Here is a 19,822-nt window from a genome sequence, read left to right on the forward strand (position 1 = left end):
TGGGCGGGCGCCGGGGCCGCGTGCAAGGCCGGATCCCAGGGCTGGTGCCGGAGCCGGATGCCAGGGCCGGTGCCGGGACCCGATGCCGGTGCCCGATGCCAGGGCCCGCGCGCGAGCCCATGCCCGGCCCGGATGCCGGACCCCCGACGCCAGGGCCGGATGCCGCGTCACGCGGCGCGTGACGCGGCACCGGCCGGCCGGGGCAACGGCGGCTTCGGCGTTGTCAACGCAGGCACCAGCTCCGCCAGCGTGGCTCTGTCAACCGCGGCCACCGGCACGGTCATCGGCGGCGTCGGTCCGGCGAAGACCGCTCCCCGCACGCTCGCGGGGAGCGGGAGGACTCCCTGCGCTCACCGCTTCCGCCGACGGCATGACAGCCACACAAGGGCCGCGCCCGCGGCCGCGGCCAGCAGCAGGGCGCGGTTGTCCCGCGCGGCGTGCGCCCCCTGGACGGCTTTGGCCCGGGCCTGCTCGGTTGCCTGAGCCGCCTTCTCCTTCACCGGCTCGGGCAGCCGCTCCGGCACCTGGTGCGCGAGGTCGGCCGCCTTCGCCTTCAGCTCCCCGGCTTTGGCGGTGGCCTGCTGCCTGACTTCGGCGGCCTTCTCCTGGGCGCGTGCCTTGACATCGGTCCTGGCCGCCAGTGCTTCGGCGGTCTGCCCGAGTTCCTGACGGGTCTGCTCGACCTGCTCGCGCAGTTCCTCGGGGCTCGCGACGGTCTGCTTGTCGTGGGGCGGCTGGGTCATCGTCGTGCACGCTCCTTGATCTCGGCCGCGTCGGCCTTGACACTGTCGATCGTCTGCTCGGGCGCCGGCGGCGCGCCCTCACTGAACTGCTTCTTGCCGCCCAGGGCCATGACCGCCGTGATCACACCGAGCACTCCGGTGACGATCAGGGCCGCGGCCCACACCGGCAGCGGCACCGCGAGGGCGGCGATGGCGGTGGCCATGAGAGCCTGGAGGGTCAGGAAGCCGACGACGCCCGCGCCTCCGAACAGCCCACCGCCCTTGCCGTACCGCTTGCCCTTCTCCTTCATCTCCGCCTGGGCCAGCCTCAGTTCGCCGCGCACCAGCTCCGTCAGTTGCTGCGAAGCGCGTTGCACCAGTTCACTGACCGGTTCCGCGCCGGCATCGCGCGTCTCGCGGCCGGGTCCGGCGGAGTGCGGCTGTGCACTCGACACGATGATCACCTCCCACGTCCTGCCGTGATTCGGGTCCGTCCCAGCCGGGCGGCGTTCGTGTCCGTCCACCCGGTCAGGGGCGCGAGTACCCCGAACACGGATGTCAGGCCATGTCAGCGGTGACGCGCCTTTCAGGCCTCGGCGAAACCGCCGGTCCGCGGCGCGTGTGTGCCGTGCGCGGGGCGGCGGGGCCGACGAGCGTCACCGCTAGGGTGGTCTGTCGTGGACGTGGTATCGGAACAGGAGTTGGTCGCCGTTCCGGCGGGTCGGGTGACCCTGTCGGACCGGCGTACGCGGCGCAGTTGGCCGGTCCAGGTGGCGCCGTTCCGGATGTCGGCGTTCCCGGTCACTCAGGCGTGGTACGCCGAGGTCACCGGGCAACGGCCGAGTACCGCCCGGGGCGACGGGCTGCCCGTCGAGTGCGTGTCGTGGTGGGACGCGGTCCGCTTCTGCGACGCGCTGTCGGTGTGCGAGGGTCTGACGCCTGCTTACCGCCTGCGGCTCGACGCCGGGACGGCCGAATGGGACACCCGCGCCGACGGGTACCGGCTGCCGACCGAGGCCGAGTGGGAGCACGCCTGCCGCGCGGGCACCACCGGCCCGCGCTACGGCCCGCTCGACGAGGTCGCCTGGTACCGGGGCAACTCGGGCGACCGGGTGCACCCCGTGGGCGGCAAGGAGCCCAACGCGTGGGGCCTGTACGACATGCTGGGCAACGTGTGGGACTGGTGCTGGGACGTGTACGACGCGGAGGTGTACGGCACCTACCGGGTGCTCCGCGGCGGTGGGTGGTCCGACGAGCACTGGAGCTGCCGCGCCTCGGTGCGGCGCCGCAGCCACCCGACCTTCCGCATCGACGACGTGGGGTTCCGTGTGGTGCGGTCCGCGCCGACGTCCCCGGCGTGACCGGCAGCGGCCGGCCGCGGGGCGCAGACAGCCCGGTGGCCCGTGCCGCCCGCCGCTGCCGGCGGGACGGGCACGGGCCACCGGGCTGTCTGCGCCGGCTGGCTACTCGGCGGGGTCGACGTCGAAGATCTCGGCCATGTCGTCGAGGACCAGGTCGGCGCCCTGCAGGGAGACGGACGTCATCCAGATCTCGTCCTTCACCTCGTGGACGTCGCCGTTCTCGACGGCGGTCAGGCGCTTCCACAGCGGGTTGGCGAGGAACTTCTTCCTGCGCTCCTCACCGCCGGAGAAGGAACTGTAGAAGATGACGTCGGCGTCGGCCTGGGCGATCTGCTCCTCGCTGATCTCCAGGTTGAACTGCTCGGGGTCCTGCTGGTTCTTCGGCCGGGCCAGGCCCATGTCCTGCAGGATGATGCCGCTGAAGGTCTTGGGCAGGTAGATGCGCGTGGGGCCGTCGATGAAGCGGACGATGGAGACGGTCGGGTCGCCCTTCTTGGCGTTGATCGCGTCACCGACCTTCTTCGCCCGCGTCTCGTAGGCGGCGATCTTGGCCTTGGCCTTGTCCTCCTCACCCAGCGCCTTGGCGAGCAGGGTGATGTTGTCCTTCCAGGTCGGGCCGGTGGTCTCGACGAAGACGGTGGGGGCGATCCGGGTGAGCTGGTCGTAGAGGTCGTCGTGGCGGACCGTGGCGGAGACGATCAGGTCGGGCTGGAGGGCGGCGATCGCCTCCAGGTTGGGGCTCTCCAGTGGGCCGACGTCCTTGGTGTCCTTGACCGCGTCGCCGAGGTAGGGCGGGAAGCCGGTCTGGTCACGGTAGGAGCCGATGCCGCCCACCAGCGAGCCGTCGAGTGCGATGACCGCCTCGACGAGGCTGTTGTCCAGGGCCACGATCCGCTTCGGCTTGGCCTCGATCTCGGTGGTGCCCTTGTGGTGCTCGACGGTGCGGGGGAAACCGGTCGACGTGCCGGTGGCCGCCGAGCTGCCGGACGCGGGGTCCGAACCGTCCGAGCCGCCACAGGCGGTCAGGCCCGCGGCCAGGACAGCGGTGAGAAGGAGCGCGCCGATCCGGCCACGGCGCGCACGAGTTCGGGTGAACATGGAACTCCCAGAGCGGATGGGTTAGGCAAGGCTTACCTGCATAAACGTCGGTGAGCATATCGGTGTGCCGTACAGCCACACCACAGGGGGTGGCCGAAACCTTTTCTTAGGGATCCCTTACCTTGTCGAGGTGTCTGTGACGCCTTCCGCGAAGAGCGCGGACCCTCTCGCCCCTCCCGGCCCGCCGCCCCGGCACCCGGCCGCGCGGTTCGCGCTACCGGCCGTGCTGTTCGCCGCGCTGCTCGCGCTGGGCTGTGCCTCCCTGGCCGTCGGCACCAAAGCGGTGCCGCTGTCCGACGTACTGGCCGCGCTCGGCGGCGGCACCGACGGTGACGCCGTCGTCGTACGGGAGTTGCGCATGCCACGCACCCTGCTCGGGCTGCTGGTGGGACTGGCGCTGGGCGCGGCCGGGGCGGTCGCGCAGGAGATCACGCGCAATCCGCTGGGCGATCCAGGACTCATCGGCGTCAGCGCCGGAGGCGCGTTCGCGGTCGCCGCGAGCATCGGGCTGCTGGGACTGAGCAGTTCCTACCAGTACGTGTGGTTCGCCTTCCTGGGCGGCGGGCTGGCCGGTCTGCTCGCCTACGTCGTCGGCGGCACCGGTCACGGCGGCGCCACACCCGCCAAACTCGCCCTGGCCGGGGCCGCGGTGACCGTGCTGCTGGACTCGTTCACCAACGCCCTGGTGCTGCTGGACCTGCGCACCCTGGACCAGTACCGCTACTGGGCGGTGGGCTCCCTCGCCGGACGCGACGCCGAACTCGCCGTCCAGATGCTGCCGTTCATCGCCGCCGGGCTGCTGCTCGCGCTCGCCCTGACCGGCCGGCTCAACGCCCTCGCCCTCGGCGACGACCTCGCCACCACCCTGGGCACCCGCGTCCGCGGCACCCGGGCCCTGGGCGCTGTCGCGGTGATCGTGCTGACCGGCGCCGCGGTCGCCGCGGCCGGACCGGTCACCTTCGTCGGCCTGGTCGTCCCTCATGTCGTGCGGGCCTTCACCGGACCCGACGCCCGGTGGCTGGTGCCGTGTTCCGCGCTCGGCGGGGCCGTGCTGATGCTGGCCGCCGACGTGATCGGCCGGGTGGTGGCCCGGCCCGGCGAGTTGGAGGCCGGCGTCGTGACCGCCCTGGTCGGCGCTCCCTTCCTCGCGGCCCTGGTCAAGCGCGGCAAGCTGAAGGAGCACACCCGGTGAGGCCACTGCACCTGGAGGCCGGGCCCGTCGGCGCGCGGCTGCGGCCCCGCGTCGCCCTGACCGTCCTCGGTCTCGCGGTCACCGCGTTCGCCGCGCTGATCGCCTCGGTGTCGCTCGGCACCTTCTCCCTCCCCGTCGCCGACGTGCTGGGCTCCGTGCTGGGCACCGGCTCCGGTGAAGCCGACCTGATCGTGCGTCAACTGCGGCTGCCGCGCGCCCTCACCGCCCTGCTCGTCGGTACCGCGTTCGGCATCGCCGGCGCCGTCTACCAGGCCGTCACCCGCAACCCGCTGGCCAGCCCGGATCTGATCGGCATATCCGCCGGGGCCGGAGCCGGAGCCGTCGGCGCCATCCTGGTCGGCGGGGTCACCGCCGCGGGCGCCGGCACCTTCGGCGGGGTCCCGTTCGGGGCCCTGGCCGGAGCCCTCGCCACGGCCACCGTGATCTACCTGCTGGCCTGGCGGGGCGGCACCATCACCGGCTACCGGTTCGTCCTCGTCGGCATCGCCGCCAACGGCGCCCTGGCCGCGCTGACCCGCTGGATGCTCGCCCGCGCCGACATCGACCAGGCCGCCCGGGCGATGGTCTGGCTCACCGGCAGCCTCAACGGCCGCTCCTACGCCCACGTCCAGTGGGTGGGTCTCGCGCTGCTGCTGCTCGTCCCGGCCACCCTCGCCCTGGCCCGCGCCTACCAGCTCCTGCAGTTCGACGACGACACCGCCCTCGGCCTCGGCATCCGCATCGGCCGGTCCCGCATCGCGCTCCTGCTGCTCGCCACCTGCCTGGCCGCGCTCGCCACCGCCGCCGCCGGACCGGTCGCCTTCGTCGCGCTGGGCGCGCCGCAGATCGCCCGCCGCCTCGCCGGCACGGCCGGCGTACCGCTCGTCCTGAGCGGCCTGACCGGCGCCGCGCTGCTCCTGCTCGCCGACCTCGCCGCCCGCCTGGTCTTCTCCCCGACCGAGCTCCCGGTCGGCATCGTCACCGGCGCCGTGGGCGCCCCGTACCTGTTGCTGCTGCTCGCCCGCGCCAACCGGGCCGGAAAGGGAGGCTGACATGACCGCCGCGCCCCACACCCCGTCCACCACCGGGATCGCCCTGACCGGCGAAGGACTGCGTCTGGCCTATGGCGAGCGCGTCGTCGCCGACGGACTGGACCTGGACATCCCCGCGGGGAAGGTCACCGCCCTGGTCGGACCGAACGCCTGCGGCAAGTCCACCGCCCTGCGCGCCCTGGCCCGGCTGCTCAAGCCCGCCGCCGGAGCCGTCCACCTCGACGGGCGGGACATCGCCGGCCTCCCGCCCCGCGAACTGGCCCGCCGACTGGCCCTGTTGCCGCAGTCGCCCTCCGCGCCGGACGGCATCACCGTGCGCGATCTGGTCGCCCGTGGCCGCACGCCGCACCAGCGCTGGTGGCGGCAGTGGTCCGCCGCCGACGAGGCCCTCGTCGACCGCGCGCTGGCCGCGACCGGCACCGCGTCACTGGCCGACCGCTCCCTCGACGAACTCTCCGGCGGCCAGCGTCAGCGCGTGTGGATCGCCATGACCCTCGCTCAGGACAGCCCCGTGCTCCTGCTCGACGAGCCGACCACCTACCTCGATCTCGCCCATCAGGTCGATGTCCTGGAACTCGTCGCCCACCTCAACCGGACGGCGGGCCGCACGGTGGTGATGGTGCTGCACGAGCTGAACCTCGCCTGCCGCTACGCCGACCACCTCATCGCCCTGCGCGAGGGTGCCGTCGCCGCGGCCGGGCCGCCCGCCCGGATCGTCACCCCGGAGCTGGTGCGTGAGGTGTTCGGCCTGCGCGCCGCCGTCATCGCCTGCCCCGTCGCGGGCACCCCTCTCGTCATCCCCGAAGGCGGCCTCCGCGACGGCGGCGACCGCCTCTCCCAGGGGTGAGGGCGAGCGCCCTCGGCCCGGGGATCCCGACCGTGCCGTACGAGTGCGGACCGCTGTGACGCGTGCTTTGAAACGTGCCGTTCACGACAGGCGGGACTCCGGGAAACAAGCGCTTCCTAACGTGTCCCGCCATGAACTCAGCGCTGTACTCACAGGGGCGGACGAGCGCCGGGCAGCGAGCGGCACCGGCGTTGCCGGCCGGCCCCTTGTGACGTCGGCCGCTGCCGCGTGTGGCCCGTTCTCCGCGCGGCATCCCGGCTCCCCCGTCCCGCCGACGACGCCGACCGGGGAGTTTCATCCCGTACAGCACCCGCACCCAGCGGCACCACAGCACACCGGGAGGCGTGGCATGAGCACGACCGAGTCACGGCTGACAACGACCGACCCCGCGAAGCCCGGCAGGGACCAGGCCGTCAGAGAGACCCTGGAGGACTACACCCTGCGGTTCGCGCCGCGCAGTTACCGCCGCTGGAGCCCGATGGTCGTGGCCACCACCGCACTCGGCGGCATCGCCTACATGGCCGACTTCTCCATCGGCGCCGGCATCGGTCTCGCCCACGGCACGGGCAACGCACTCGTGGCCATCGCCGTCGCCGCGGTCGTCATCTTCGTCACCGGCTTCCCGCTCGCCTACTACGCCGCCCGCTACAACATCGACCTGGACCTGATCACCCGCGGCTCCGGCTTCGGCTACTACGGCTCGGTGCTCACCAGCGTCATCTTCGCGAGCTTCACCTTCATCTTCTTCGCCCTCGAAGGCTCGATCATGGCCCAGGGCCTCAGACTCGGCCTCGGGCTGCCTCTCTGGCTGGGCTACGCCGTCTCCACACTGATGGTCATCCCGCTGGTGATCTACGGCATGAAGGCACTGAGCAAGCTCCAGGTGTGGACCACGCCGATCTGGTTGCTGCTCATGGTCGCCCCGCTGGTCTACCTGGTGGCCACCGACCCGGGCACCGTGGACCGCTTCCTGGCGTACGCCGGCACCGGGGGCGACGGCGGCGTCAACACCGCCTCCGTCCTGCTCGGGGCGGGCGTGTGCCTCTCCCTCATCGCGCAGATCGGCGAGCAGATCGACTACCTGCGCTTCATGCCGCCCAGGACCGGGGCGAACAAGCGCGGTTGGTGGACCGCCGTGATCATGGCCGGACCCGGCTGGGTGGTGCTCGGCGCGCTGAAGCAGGCCATCGGCGTCTTCCTCGCCGTCTACATCCTCACCAGGGTCGGACCGGCCACCGCCACCGAGCCGATCCAGCAGTTCAAGGGCGCCTTCGACGCGATGATGCCGTCCTGGCTGGTGCTGCCGCTGGCCGTCGCCCTGGTCGTGATCAGCCAGATCAAGATCAACGTGACGAACGCGTACTCCGGTTCGCTGGCGTGGACCAACTCCTTCACCCGCGTGACCGGGCGTTATCCCGGCCGTATGGTCTTCGTCCTGGTCAACCTCGGTATCGCGCTGACGCTGATGGAGGCCGACATGTTCAGCTTCCTCAACGGCATCCTGGGTTTCTACTCGAACTGCGCGATCGCGTGGGTGGTCACCGTCGCCACCGACATCATGATCAACAAGTACCTGCTGAAACTCTCCCCGCACGCCCCCGAGTTCCGTCGCGGCATGCTCCACGCCGTCAACCCCGTGGGCGTGGTGGCCTTCGTCGCCGCCTCCGGCCTGTCCATCGCCATGTACTTCCACGTCCTCGGCGACACCCTCCAGCCGTACTCGCCCGTCGCCGCGGCCGTGCTCGCCTTCGTCCTCACCCCGCTCATGGCGATCGTCACCAGGGGCCGGTACTACCTGCGCCGCACCGACGACGGCATCGCCGAGCCGCTGTTCGACGCCGACGGCAATCCGAGCGCCGTCACCTACGACTGCCATGTCTGCCACCAGTCCTACGAGCGCCCGGACGTGACGGCCTGCCGAACGCACGACGCGGTGGTGTGCTCGCTGTGCCTGAGCACGGACAAGGTGGGCGACCACATCCTGCCGGCGGGCGCGTAGCTCCCACGCGGAGCGGCGGCGCGCGACCTCGATCCCACGAGGGAGCTGGGCGGGTGCACCCCGATCCCACCAGGAGCGGCGGCGCGCGCACCCCGAGGCACCAGGGAGCGGGGTGCGAGTGCGCGCCTCGCTCCCTGACCGCCTTCGCGCGCGGGTCCGCCCGCGATGGGCACACTGGTGTCGGCGACCGCAGTCCCCGACCCTGGAGTCCCCCGCATGAACGCATCGTCCGCCGCCGTGGCAGGCGCGGCCGTCTTCACATGGCTCGGCATGGTGCTGGCGATCTCCTTCCTGGAGGCGCCGTTGAAGTTCCGCGCCCCCGGCGTCACCGTCCGGCTGGGTCTCGGCATCGGCCGGGTGGTCTTCCGGGCGCTCAACACCGCCGAGACGGTCCTGGCCGTGACCGTCGTGGCGGCGGTCGCGACAGGGTCCCCGACAGGTGGGGTTGTGGTGTTCACCGCCCTCGTCGTGGCGCTGCTGGCCGTCCAGTTGGTGGCGGTGCGCCCGGTCCTCAACCGGCGCAGCGACCGGGTCCTCGCGGGAGAGGAACTCCCCCGCTCCCGCGCCCACCACGTCTACATCGCGCTGGAACTCCTCAAGACGGCACTGCTGATCGCCCTGGGCACGGCGACCCTGGCCGCCGCCGTTTGAGCTCGGTACGGCAACTCCTGTGCCTGGCAGTGGAGTTGGTCGCCACGTCGACTTCCGCGTACCACACCCCAAGACAGTCAGAACTTAGGTTAGGCTAAGTTAAACAGCGTCTTGGCTGTGTGGACCCAGCGGTGCGTCGTCAGGGGAGGGATCACCCGTGGGCTTATCACCCGTCGACTCCTACCCCATGCCGGACCGCACCGCCCTCCCCCGCTCGTACGTCTCCTGGAGGATCATTCCGGTCCGCGCCGCGCTGCTGGTCCACGACATGCAGAACCACTTCGTCGGGGCGTTCCCGAAGGGACGCTCCCCGGTGGTGGAACTCCTCGACAACATCGCGGCACTGCGGGAACTGGCCGGTGCACTGGGCATGCCGGTCGTCTTCAGCGCCGAGCCGCCCGGACAGCGGCCGGCTCAGCGCGGGCTGGTCGCGGACGTGTGGGGGCCTGGCATCGGCGACGAGCCGGACGCCGCCGCGATCGTGGCACCTCTCACGCCACGCCCCGGCGAGCATCTGCTGGCCAACGTGCGCCACAACGCCTTCCTGCGCAGCCACCTCGGCAGGCTGCTGCGTTCGGCCGGCCGGGACCAGCTGATCATCTGCGGGGTGTACGCGCACCTCGGCGTGCTGCTGACGGCGGCCGACGCCTTCATGAACGACATCCAGCCGTTCGTCGTCGCCGACGCGGTGGCCGACTTCTCCGCCGAGGAGCACTCCCTGGCGCTGCGGTGGGCGGCGCGCAGCGGCGTGGTCTGCACGACGGACGGTCTGCTGCGCGAGCTCTTACGGCACAGGGAGCCGAGGAACCGGACACCGGGAGCGGGCCCGACGGCCGCCCCGCACCGAGACAGCGCGGACAACACATGAGTGGGGTGGGAACAGGCATGGGAACGGTCGTCGCACAGCGCGCGGAAGCGGATCCGGGCGCCCAGGAGCCGCTCCGGCCGCAGGAGCTGCCGGGCAGCGTGGTCGTGGTCAAGTTCGGTGGCCACGCCATGGTGGACGGCGCTCTGACGCGGACGTTCGCCCGGGACGTCGTGGAGCTGTGGCGGGCGGGGCTGCGTCCGGTGGTCGTGCACGGCGGCGGGCCGCAGATCAGCGCGATGCTCGACCGGCTCGGGCTCGAGACCCGGTTCACGGCGGGCCTGCGGGTGACCACGCCGGAGACCATGGACGTGGTGCGCATGGTCCTGACCGGCCGGGTGCAGCGGGAACTGGTCGGGCACATCAACGCGCACGGGCCGCTCGCCGTGGGGATGACCGGAGAGGACGCGCACACGATGACCGCCGTGCGGCGGCCCGCCTGGGTCGACGGTCGCCGGGTGGACATCGGGCTCGTCGGGGACGTCGTCGAGGTGAACCCGGGCATGGTGGGCACGCTTCTGGCGCAGGGGCACATTCCCGTCGTCTCCCCCGTCGCACGCGGTGAGGACGGGCAGGTCTACAACGTCAACGCCGATCTGGCGGCGTCGGCACTGGCCGTGGCGCTCGGCGCGGAGCGGCTGGTCGTGCTCACCGACGTGGAGGGGCTGTACGCCGACTGGCCGCACAGCACCGAGGTGATCGAGCGGCTGACGACCGGGGAACTGCAGGCCCTGCTGCCGGGGTTGGCGAGCGGGATGCTGCCGAAGATGGAGGGGTGCCTGCGGGCCGTCCGCGGCGGTGTACGCGGGGCGCACGTGCTCGACGGCCGCGTTCCGCACGCGTTGCTACGCGGCGTCCTCAGCGAGAACAGCCCCGGCACCACGGTGGTTGCGGACGACGGCGCGGACGGTGAGGAGGGCGCCGGGTGATCCCGCCGGCACGGCGCGACAGCCCTCGGCTTTCCGGGACGTGAGCAACGGTGCGTGGATCCCTCGCCTCCTCCGGCGGTTCACAGGCTCCGCGCGAGGACCTGCGCGTTGCGCCGGGGGTCCAGGGACTTAGCCCAAGCCGCGGGCGCCAGACCCGCGCTCGTCGGCGTGAACCCGTGCCGGAGGAAGAGGCCGCCCCCTCCTGTCGTCGCCGTGAACAGCGCGCCCAGCGACTGGGCGCGGGCCTGGGCCAGCGCGGCACGCAGGAGCAGGTCCCCCACTCCGTGGCCCTGCCGGTGCCGGGCCACGCAGAAGTTGTACAGCACACCGGCGGGGCCGCGGTCGTGCTCGGGGCCGGCCGGGTGCACGCGCAGGCCCAGGCACCCTTCGAGGGTGCCGTCGGGGGCCTCCCGCACGAGGAAGTCGGCCGCGTGGTCGGCGTAGAGCGAGACGGGCCGCCGGCGCAGCGCCTCGGAGCGCACGAACGGCCGGGACAGGGCGGCGAGTGCGGCCGCCTCCTCACGGCGGGCGGTGCGCACGGCGGGTGTCGCCGCGAGAAGCGCCTGCGGCGGGGCGGGGCGGCGCATGGCAGCCGTGTTCAAAGCTTCCTTCCTCGGAGGTCGGTCCTCCTGAGTCCTCGGCCACGGGTCCGGCGCGCGGCACCCGGGGGTGCCGCTCCACCGCCGGCTTACGGCACCGGCTTCTCGCTCCGGCGGCCGTCGACGTACGTCGCCACCACCTCGATGTCACCGATGCGGGAGGTGTCGACGCGCCGGGGGTCGTCGCCGAGCACGACCAGGTCGGCGCGCTTGCCCGGGGTGAGGCTGCCCGCGCTGTCCTCCCAGTGGCAGGCGAAGGCGCCGGCCACGGTGTACGCCCGCAGGGCCTCGTCGACGGTGATGCCCTCGTCGGGGCCGATCACCTGACCCGAGGCGGAGGCGCGCTCGACCATGAACTGGACGGCGCGCAGCGGCGATCCGTCGGTGACGGGCCGGTCGGAACTGCCGACGAGCGTGATGCCGTGGTCCAGGAAGCCCTTGCCCCGGTACATCCACGGCGCCCGCGTCTCACCCATGATGGCCGCGTAGTCGTCGCCGAAGTAGCGCAGGAAGTTGGGCTGGACGACCGCGCTGACCCCGAGCCGTGCGAAGCGGGCCAGCTGGTCGGGCCGGATCAGCCCGGCGTGCTCGATGCGGTGCCGTGCGCCGGGACGCGGCCGGAGCCGCTGGGCCCGCTCCAGGCCGTCCAGGGCGACGTCGGCCGCGCGGTCACCGATCGCGTGGACGGCGAGCTGCCATCCGGCCAGATGGCCGTCCACGATCACGTCGGTGAGCGCCCGCGGGTCGTCCTGCAACTGCCCGGCGTGGTCCAGCCCCTCGTACGGGCTGCTCAGGGCGGCGGTCCGGGCCATCATGCCGCCGTCGGTGTAGATCTTCAGCGCGCCCACGGAGAGCCAGTCGTCGCCGAAGCCGGTGCGCAGGCCGAGGTCGAGGGCCCTGGGGATGCCGTCGGCGTCGTGCGCGGCGACGGGGCTCAGCCGGTCCGCGGACACCATCAGCTGCACGCGCAGCGGCAACAGTCCCTTGTCACGGGCGAGTTGGTAGGCGCCGAGCTCGACGGGGCTGTGGCCGAAGAGCGTTCCGCCGATGCCGGCCTCGGCGCAGGCGGTGACGCCCTCGGCCAGGCAGGTCCGGGCCGCGCGCCCGATCGCCTGGGCCAGTTCCTCCTGCGAGTACGGCAGACGGAGCGCGCGGGCGGCGCCCATGGCGCCCTCGGCGAGGAAGCCGTCGTCGTGCGGGACGTCGGCGGGGAGCAGGTTTAGGACGGCGGTGTTGACGACGCAGCCGTGGCCGGAGTCGTGCAGCACGTACACCTTGCGCCCGTCGCTGACCCTGTCGAGTTCGGCGGCGGTCAGGTGGCGGCCCAGGGCCCGCTGGTCGTATCCGGCGATGCTGACCCAGGCGCCAGGCTCCCGGTCCCGGACGGCCTGCGCGATGACGGCGAGGACGTCGTCGATGCGGGTGCGTCCCGCGATGCTCGGCGTGTTCTGCTTGAAGCCGGTCCAGGCCAGGTGCACATGGGCGTCGATGAACCCGGGCAGTACGGTGGCGCCCTGCAGGTCGATCACCTCCCGGGCGGGCAGGCCGGTCACGGCCTCGTCCAGCCCCACGATCCGGCCCTGCCAGATGCCCAGGTCGTGGGCGACGGGGTGGCCCGGGTCCATGGTGAGGAAGCGGGCGTTGGTCAGCCTGGTGCAGAGCATCAGCGGTGTCCCCCGGTGGTGTCGGCCATGACGGTGGCGGGCGGGTCGGCCGGGTCCTGGAGGGCGGGCCGCTTGGGGGCGGCGGGCACCATCAGCGGCGTGCCGGTCTCCGGGTCGTCGATGATCCGGCAGGGCAGGCCGAAGACGTCCTCGATGAGGTCGGCGGTCATGACGGCGGCCGGGGCGCCTTCGGCGGCGATCGTGCCGCCCGGGCGCATCACGACGAGGTGAGTGGCGTACCGGCAGGCCTGGTTGAGGTCGTGCAGGACCGCGACGACGGTGTGTCCCTTGCGGGCGTGCAGGTCGGCGCACAGGTCCAGCACCTCGACCTGGTGCGCGATGTCCAGGAAGGTGGTGGGTTCGTCGAGCAGCAGGATGGAGGTCTGCTGGGCGAGCACCATGGCGAGCCACACCCGCTGGCGCTGGCCGCCGGAGAGGTCGTCGACGGGCCGGTCGGCGAGTTCCAGCACACCGGTCTGGCGCATCGCCTCGATCACGGCGGTCTCGTCCTCCGCGGACCACTGCTTGAGCAGCCGCTGGTGCGGGTAGCGCCCGCGGGCCACCAGGTCGCCGACCGTGATGCCGCCCGGCGCCGTCGACGACTGGGGCAGCAGGCCGAGCCGGCGCGCGACCTCGCGGGAGCGGTACGAGGCGATGGCGGCGCCGTCGAGGTACACCTGCCCGGCCCGGGGTTTGAGCATCCGTGCCAGTGCCTTGAGCAGGGTCGACTTGCCGCAGGCGTTCGGCCCGATGATCACGGTGAAGGAGTGGTCGGGGATGTCGACGCCGAGGGCGGTGGCCACGGTCCGCTGCTCGTAGGACAGCGTCAGGTTCTCGGCGCGCAGCCTGGGGACGGGCGGGTTCTTCTCGGTCATGCGCGGCTCTTTCGCGACTCGGTGACGAGCAGCCAGATGAGGTACAGCCCGCCGACGGTGCCGGTCGCCGTGCCCACCGGGAGGAGGGCGGGGGCGAAGAGGCGCTGCACGGCGAGATCGCTCAGGGTCAGCAGGACGGCCCCCATCAGCGCGGACGACAGCAGCGCCGGGCCCGACGAACGGGTCAGTCTGCGGGCGAGCTGGGGGGCGGCCAGGGCGATGAACAGGATGGGGCCGGTCACGGCGGTGGCGAACGCGGCGAGGGCGACGCTGATGACGAGCAGCACGGCGCGGGTGCGTCGCACGTCGACGCCGAGTGCCGTGGCGGTGTCGTCGCCCATCTCCACCATGGAGAGCCGGCGGGCGAGGACGAAGGCGAGCGGGAGCAGGACCGCGACGGCGAGTCCGACGGCGGAGGCGTGCACCCACAGCCGGTTGCCCAGGCTGCCCAGCAGCCACGACTGGGACTCCAGGGCCTCCTGCCAGCTCGCCCGGGTGATGAGGTAGGAGTTGACGGCGAGCAGCAGGGCGCTGACGCCGATGCCGATGACGACCAGCCGGAATCCGTGCAGCCCGCGCCCCACCATGAGCAGGTACACGGCGGCGGCGGTGGCGAGGCCGCCGGCCAGCGCTCCGAGCGCGATCTGGGTCATGCTGCCGTGCAGGACGACGATGACCACGAGCGCGCCGGTGGCCGACCCGTTGGTGAAGCCGATGATGTCGGGGCTGCCCAGCGAGTTGCCGGTCAGGCTCTGCAGGATCGCACCGCTGACGGCGAGGGCGGCGCCGACGCACAGCGCGGTCACCAGCCGGGGCATGCGCAGGGTGTTGACGATGAAGTCGGCGGCCTGGGAGCCCCTGCCGGTCAGCGCCTGGAGGACCTCGCCGGCGGACAGGGCGAAGTCGCCGGTGGTCAGGGTGACACCCATGACCATGGTGAGGGCGACGAGCAGGACCGCCGTGACGGCCAGCGCGCGGCCGTGCAGCCGTACGGAGAGCCCTCCGGAGCGGGTGCGCAGGACCAGGCCCGTGACCACGCGGGGTGTCGTGACGTCCGGGCCGGTGTCGGTGGCGGAGGTCCCTGCCTCCCGTACGGCACTCACAGCATGACCAGCTTTCGGCGGCGGCACAGCGCGATGAACAGGGGGGCGCCGAGGAACGCGGTGACGATGCCGACCTGGATCTCGCCCGGCGCGCCGAGGATCCGGCCCAGGACGTCGGCTCCGATCAGCAGGGTCGGCGCGAGCAGCATCGAGTAGGCCAGCACCCATCGTTGGTCGGCGCCGACCACGAACCGGGCGACGTGCGGGACGACCAGGCCGACGAAGCCGATGGGGCCCGCCGCGGCGGTGGCCGCGCCGCACAGCAGCATGACGGCGACGGCGCCCAGGACGCGGGTCCGGCCGACGTTGACGCCGAGCGCGCGGCCCAACTGCTCGCCCATGGCGAGGGCGTTGAGCGAGGGCGCCAGCCCCAGGGCGAGGAGGAGTCCCACCACCACGAAGGGCAGGACGATGAGGACGATGTCCGTGGTGCGGCCCGCCAGGGCGCCCACGGTCCAGAAGCGGAACTGGTCGAAGGCCCGGGGCTTGAGCAGCAGGACGGCCGAGTTGAAGGCGGCCAGCACGGCCGTGACGGCCGCTCCCGCGACCACGAGCCGGTCGGGCGTGGCCACTTTCCGTCCCGAGGAGCCGAGGACGTAGACGACAGCGGAGGCGACGGCCGCGCCCGCGAAGGCGAACCACACGTAGCCGAGTGCGGTGCCCACCCCGAGGAAGCCCATGGCCAGGACCACGCCGGTGGAGGCGCCCAGGCTCACGCCGAGCAGCCCCGGGTCGGCGAGCGGATTGCGTGTCAGTGCCTGCATGAGGGCGCCGGACAGGCCGAGCGCCATGCCCACGAGGAGCCCGAGGAGCGTGCGGGGAATGCGGTGCTCGTGGACGATGACCGAGGTCTGCGACCCGTCGGGACGCCACAGCACGTCCCAGGTGGAGCTGAAGGCGATGCCCCGGGTGCCGACCCAGACACCGAGCAGTCCGACCACGACCAGGGCCGCCAGGGTCAGCAGCAGCCCCAGCCCTCGCAGAGCGGCCACGGTCCGGCGCGTCCGGGGCACGACCGTGGCCGGCTCCCTCGTCCCCGGCGCCGCCGCCTGACGTTCGACCGACAAAGACAACCCCCTGGCCCCTGGCGGCAGTTCGCGCGTACGGAGAAGATGTGAGGCACGGTCGACAGCCCGTGACTTAGGTGAGGCTAACCGCACACGGATACCGGGTCAACGCACGGGCGGCGCACGGCGCCCGACCGGGAACCATCGGGGGGCACTTAGAGTAGCCTCACCTAACCATCTGCCGTCTCCGCGGAGGTACCGCATGCTCGATGGAGGACCGACGGGGGGCCATGTCCTCCGAGGAGTGATCAGGGGCCAGCGCCGCCGCATCGTCACGGCCTCGTTCCTCGGCATGGGGCACCAGGGCTGTGAGGCCCTGGTGCCCGTCGTCATCGGCGTGATCATCGACGAGGCGGTGTCGACCGGTTCCTCCGCCGCGCTCCTGCGCTGGCTGCTGGTCCTCGCCGTCGTCTTCCTCGTCCTGTCGACCTGTTACCGCACGGCCGCAAGGATCACCGACGGGGCCGGCGAACACGCCGCGCACCGCGTCCGGCTCGACCTGGGCGCCAAGGTGCTCGACCCCCGCGGCGGAGCCGACCGTGGCCGCCTGCCCGGCGCGCTGACCGCCGTGGCCACCGGGGACGCCGCCCGGGTCGGCGCCGTCGCGGCAGCCGTGCCGTACGCCATGTCGGCGCTCGCCGGACTCGCCATCAGCGCCGTGGCGCTGCTCCGTGTGTCCGTACCGCTGGGCCTGCTCGTCCTGCTCGGCGTGCCGCCCCTGCTGTGGATCGGGCACCGGATCAGCCGGCCGCTGGAGCAGCGCAGCGAGGTCGAGCAGGAGCGCGCCGCCCACGCCTCCGGGGTCGCCGCCGACCTCGTCGCCGGTCTGCGCGTGCTGAAGGGCATGGGGGCCGAGCGGGCCGCCGTGTCCCGCTACCGGCTGACCAGCCGGGAATCGCTGGACGCCGCGCTGCGGGCCGCCCGCAGCAGGGCCTGGCACGACGGCGCGATCCTCGCGCTGACCGGCATCTTCATCGCGGTCATCGGACTGGTGGGCGCGCATCTGGCGATGCGTGGCTCGATCAGCGTGGGCGACCTCGTCGCCGCCGTCGGCCTTGCCCAGTACCTGCTCGGCCCGTTCCAACTGCTCACCTACGTCAACGGCGAGTTCGCGCAGGGCCGGGCGTCCGCGGGCCGCATCGCCGAGGTCCTCGCCTCGCCGCCCGCCGTGACCGCCGGAGCCGCCCGCCTTCCGCACCCGTTCGCGGGACGGCTCCGGCTGCGCGGCGTCACCCACGGCGCGCTGCGCCGGGTCGACCTCGACGTCGCCCCCGGCAGCCTGGTCGGGATCGTCACGAAGGACCCGGCCGCGGCCAACGACCTGCTGCTCTGCCTGGGCCGTGAGCTCGACCCCGACGAAGGCTCCGTCGAACTCGACGGTGTCCCCCTATCCGAACTCGACCCCGAGGACGCCCGCCGGGCCGTCCTGGTCGCCCACCACGACGCCACCCTGTTCGAGAGCAGCCTGCTGGAGAACGTCAGGGCCGGAGCCGACCGCCCCGCCGAGGACGTCGCCCGCGCCCTCGCCGCGGCCACGGCCGACGAGGTCGCGCAGGCGCTGCCGGACGGCGTGGACACGGTGCTAGCCGAGCGCGGCCGGTCGCTGTCCGGCGGTCAGCGCCAGCGGGTCGCGCTCGCCCGGGCGCTGGCGGCCGATCCTCCCGTGCTGGTCGTCCACGACCCGACGACCGCCGTCGACTCGGTCACCGAGGCGCGCATCGCCGCGCGGCTCAGGGAACTCAGGCGCGGCCGTACGACCGTCCTCGTCACCACCAGCCCCGCCCTGCTCGCCGGAACCGACCGTGTGGTGGTCCTGGAAGCGGGCACGGTGAGCACCGAGGGCTCGCACCCCGACCTGATCGCCGCCGACGAGTCCTACCGCGCGGCGGTGCTGGCATGAGCGCCCCCGCCACCGACGAGAACCACGAGGCAAGCACGATGAGCGAACGCGGCACGGGCGAGCGCGCACTCCTGCCCACCGCCACCGGAGCCCAGACCCTCGCCGCCCTGGCGACACTGCTGCGCGGTCACCGGCTGCCGGCGGCGGCGTCGGTCACCGTGCTGGTCGTCGGCACGGGCATCGGCCTGCTGACCGCGCCCCTGCTGGGACGCATCGTCGACCTGGTCGTGGAACGGCGGGGACCGGACGCCCTGACCGTGCCGATGGTGCTGCTGCTCGCCGTGGCCGTGGCCCGGGGCGTCGCCACCGCGATCGGCACCTCCCTGGTCGCGCGCCTCGGCGAGACGGTCCTCGCGAACCTGCGCGAACGGTTCGTGGCACGGGCGCTGCGCCTGCCGCTCGAACGGGTGGAGCAGGCCGGCTCGGGCGACCTCACCTCCCGGGTGACCGGCGATGTGACCATCATCGCCAAGGCGGTGCGCCAGGCCCTGCCCGAGTTCGCCGGCGCCCTGCTCACCATCGCCCTCACCCTCGTCGGACTCGCGGTGCTGGACTGGCGTTTCCTGCTCGCCGTGCTGCTGGCCGTGCCGGTCCACGTCCTGACCGTCCGCTGGTACATCCCGCGCGCCAACAAGGTGTACGCCCAGCACCGGATCGCCGCCGGGGCGTTGCAGCACCAGCTCCTCGACAGTGTGGGGGGCGTGCGCACCGTACGCGCCTTCCGCCTCAACCGCACCCACGCGGAGCTGCTGGAGCAGCGGTCCCAGGCCGCCCGCGACCTGGCACTGCGGGGCTTCCGGCTGATCTCGGGCTTCTTCTCCCGGCTGAACGCCGCCGAGTTCATCGGCCTGACGGCGGTCCTGGTGACGGGTTTCCTGCTGGTGGACGGCGGTTCGGTGAGCATCGGCACGGCGACCGCGGCCGCACTGTACTTCCACAGTCTCTTCAACCCGGTCAACGCGGCGCTGTTCCTCATCGACGAGGCGCAGTCGGCGGGCGCGAGCCTCGCCCGTCTGGTGGGTGTCTCCGGCCTGCCCGCCGAGCCGGAGTCCGAGCCCGAGGGCCGGGCCGTACCGGTGGACGGCTCGATCAAGGTGTCCGCGCTCAGCCACGCGTACGTCGACGGCCACCCGGTCCTGTGCGACGTCGACCTGGAGGTCCGCAGCGGGGAACGGGTGGCCCTGGTCGGGGCCAGCGGGGCCGGCAAGACCACCCTGGCCAAGCTCGTCGCGGGCGTCCACCGACCGCGCGGCGGGTCGATATCCCTGGGCGGGGTCGACACCAGGGAACTGGGTCCGGCGGGCGTCCGGCGCACGGTGATGCTGATCAGCCAGGAGGTGCACGTGTTCGCCGGGCCGCTCGCCGAGGACCTGCGCCTGGCCCGCCCGGAGGCCACGGACGAGGAACTGCGCGCGGCTCTGGACCAGGTGGGCGCACGGGAGTGGGTCGAGGCACTGCCCGACGGTCCCGCCACCGTGGTGGGCGAGGGCGGGCACCAGCTCACGGTGACCCAGGCCCAGCACCTGGCCCTGGCCCGTCTCGTCCTCGCCGACCCGCCGGTCGCCCTGCTGGACGAGGCCACCGCCGACGCCGGCAGCGCGGGCGCCCGCGTCCTGGAGACAGCCGCCGTGCGGGCGCTGGAGGGCCGTACGGGTCTGATGGTGGCGCACCGGCTCCCCCAGGCCGCCACCGCGGACCGGGTCGTCGTCCTCGATCAGGGCCGCGTCGTGGAGACCGGCACGCATGACGAACTCGTCGCGGCGGGCGGCCACTACGCCGCGCTGTGGGCGGCCTGGTCGGACAGCCGCCGGGGATAGCGGGCGCACGGGCAGGTGCGGGAACGCCGTCGCCCGCGGAGCGTGACCTCCGCGCGCGACGGCGCTGTGCGGGGGGCTCCG

18 protein-coding genes are annotated in these 19,822 nt (G+C 73.0%); 10 read left to right on the forward strand and 8 right to left on the reverse strand.

Annotation, left to right across the window (positions count from 1 at the left end):
• Positions 1 to 350 precede the first annotated feature (350 nt).
• Both ACFPZJ_RS05000 and ACFPZJ_RS05005 read right to left on the reverse strand, forming a co-directional pair.
• Positions 351 to 743 carry a DUF3618 domain-containing protein gene (locus ACFPZJ_RS05000; protein WP_381017738.1) on the reverse strand — a complete coding sequence of 131 codons (393 nt, stop codon included), beginning with the start codon at positions 741 to 743 and terminating at the stop codon, positions 351 to 353.
• Positions 740 to 1,177, reverse strand: coding sequence for a phage holin family protein (locus ACFPZJ_RS05005; protein WP_381017741.1), 438 nt, complete (start codon positions 1,175 to 1,177; stop codon positions 740 to 742). The genes ACFPZJ_RS05000 and ACFPZJ_RS05005 overlap by 4 nt, the downstream gene beginning before the upstream one ends.
• Before the next feature lie 222 nt (positions 1,178 to 1,399).
• Between ACFPZJ_RS05005 and ACFPZJ_RS05010 the strand changes: the two genes are divergently transcribed.
• A complete protein-coding gene (locus ACFPZJ_RS05010; protein WP_381017744.1) occupies positions 1,400 to 2,083 on the forward strand; it encodes a formylglycine-generating enzyme family protein in 684 nt (227 codons plus the stop codon).
• 102 nt (positions 2,084 to 2,185) lie between these two features.
• On the opposite strand, the gene ACFPZJ_RS05015 is transcribed toward ACFPZJ_RS05010, so the two are convergent.
• Entirely contained in the window at positions 2,186 to 3,181 is a 996-nt protein-coding gene (locus ACFPZJ_RS05015; RefSeq protein WP_381017747.1) for an ABC transporter substrate-binding protein, read from the reverse strand.
• A 130-nt stretch (positions 3,182 to 3,311) separates the two neighbouring features.
• Between ACFPZJ_RS05015 and ACFPZJ_RS05020 the strand changes: the two genes are divergently transcribed.
• The 7 genes from ACFPZJ_RS05020 to argB all read left to right on the forward strand — a co-directional run bounded on the left by ACFPZJ_RS05020 (position 3,312) and on the right by argB (position 10,716).
• Positions 3,312 to 4,373 (forward strand): FecCD family ABC transporter permease, encoded by a 1,062-nt coding sequence (locus ACFPZJ_RS05020; RefSeq protein WP_381017750.1) that lies wholly within the window; start codon positions 3,312 to 3,314, stop codon positions 4,371 to 4,373.
• Positions 4,370 to 5,425, forward strand: a complete 1,056-nt coding sequence (locus ACFPZJ_RS05025; protein ID WP_381017753.1) for a FecCD family ABC transporter permease — start codon at positions 4,370 to 4,372, stop codon at positions 5,423 to 5,425. Before ACFPZJ_RS05020 ends, ACFPZJ_RS05025 begins: the two co-directional genes overlap by 4 nt.
• Before the next feature lies 1 nt (position 5,426).
• Positions 5,427 to 6,272: an ABC transporter ATP-binding protein gene (locus ACFPZJ_RS05030; protein ID WP_381017755.1), complete on the forward strand. Its 846-nt coding sequence runs from the start codon at positions 5,427 to 5,429 to the stop codon at positions 6,270 to 6,272.
• Positions 6,273 to 6,621: 349 nt separating this feature from the next.
• Positions 6,622 to 8,271: a purine-cytosine permease family protein gene (locus ACFPZJ_RS05035; RefSeq protein ID WP_381017758.1), complete on the forward strand. Its 1,650-nt coding sequence runs from the start codon at positions 6,622 to 6,624 to the stop codon at positions 8,269 to 8,271.
• A gap of 216 nt (positions 8,272 to 8,487) precedes the next feature.
• Positions 8,488 to 8,922: a hypothetical protein gene (locus ACFPZJ_RS05040; protein ID WP_381017761.1), complete on the forward strand. Its 435-nt coding sequence runs from the start codon at positions 8,488 to 8,490 to the stop codon at positions 8,920 to 8,922.
• A gap of 157 nt (positions 8,923 to 9,079) precedes the next feature.
• On the forward strand, positions 9,080 to 9,790 hold the full coding sequence (locus ACFPZJ_RS05045) for an isochorismatase family protein (RefSeq protein WP_381017764.1): 711 nt from the start codon (positions 9,080 to 9,082) through the stop codon (positions 9,788 to 9,790).
• A 17-nt stretch (positions 9,791 to 9,807) separates the two neighbouring features.
• On the forward strand, positions 9,808 to 10,716 hold the full coding sequence (gene argB / locus ACFPZJ_RS05050; protein ID WP_381017767.1) for an acetylglutamate kinase: 909 nt from the start codon (positions 9,808 to 9,810) through the stop codon (positions 10,714 to 10,716).
• 80 nt (positions 10,717 to 10,796) lie between these two features.
• On the opposite strand, the gene ACFPZJ_RS05055 is transcribed toward argB, so the two are convergent.
• From ACFPZJ_RS05055 to ACFPZJ_RS05075, 5 genes are all read right to left on the reverse strand, one after another.
• A complete protein-coding gene (locus ACFPZJ_RS05055; RefSeq protein WP_381018965.1) occupies positions 10,797 to 11,303 on the reverse strand; it encodes a GNAT family N-acetyltransferase in 507 nt (168 codons plus the stop codon).
• Between the two features lie 101 nt (positions 11,304 to 11,404).
• On the reverse strand, positions 11,405 to 12,979 hold the full coding sequence (locus tag ACFPZJ_RS05060) for an amidohydrolase (protein ID WP_381017770.1): 1,575 nt from the start codon (positions 12,977 to 12,979) through the stop codon (positions 11,405 to 11,407).
• On the reverse strand, positions 12,979 to 13,854 hold the full coding sequence (locus ACFPZJ_RS05065; protein WP_381017772.1) for an ABC transporter ATP-binding protein: 876 nt from the start codon (positions 13,852 to 13,854) through the stop codon (positions 12,979 to 12,981). Before ACFPZJ_RS05065 ends, ACFPZJ_RS05060 begins: the two co-directional genes overlap by 1 nt.
• Entirely contained in the window at positions 13,851 to 14,957 is a 1,107-nt protein-coding gene (locus tag ACFPZJ_RS05070) for a FecCD family ABC transporter permease (protein ID WP_381017775.1), read from the reverse strand. The genes ACFPZJ_RS05065 and ACFPZJ_RS05070 overlap by 4 nt, the downstream gene beginning before the upstream one ends.
• Positions 14,954 to 16,024 carry a FecCD family ABC transporter permease gene (locus ACFPZJ_RS05075; RefSeq protein WP_381017778.1) on the reverse strand — a complete coding sequence of 357 codons (1,071 nt, stop codon included), beginning with the start codon at positions 16,022 to 16,024 and terminating at the stop codon, positions 14,954 to 14,956. The genes ACFPZJ_RS05070 and ACFPZJ_RS05075 overlap by 4 nt, the downstream gene beginning before the upstream one ends.
• A 202-nt stretch (positions 16,025 to 16,226) precedes the next feature.
• On the opposite strand from ACFPZJ_RS05075, the gene ACFPZJ_RS05080 reads away from it, so the two are divergent.
• Positions 16,227 to 17,924, forward strand: coding sequence for an ABC transporter ATP-binding protein (locus ACFPZJ_RS05080; RefSeq protein WP_381017781.1), 1,698 nt, complete (start codon positions 16,227 to 16,229; stop codon positions 17,922 to 17,924).
• Positions 17,921 to 19,741 carry an ABC transporter ATP-binding protein gene (locus ACFPZJ_RS05085; protein ID WP_381017784.1) on the forward strand — a complete coding sequence of 607 codons (1,821 nt, stop codon included), beginning with the start codon at positions 17,921 to 17,923 and terminating at the stop codon, positions 19,739 to 19,741. The genes ACFPZJ_RS05080 and ACFPZJ_RS05085 overlap by 4 nt, the downstream gene beginning before the upstream one ends.
• Positions 19,742 to 19,822 lie beyond the last annotated feature (81 nt).

The sequence above is a fragment of the Streptomyces bullii genome (assembly GCF_042657145.1).
Taxonomy (GTDB): Bacteria; Actinomycetota; Actinomycetes; order Streptomycetales; family Streptomycetaceae; genus Streptomyces; species Streptomyces bullii.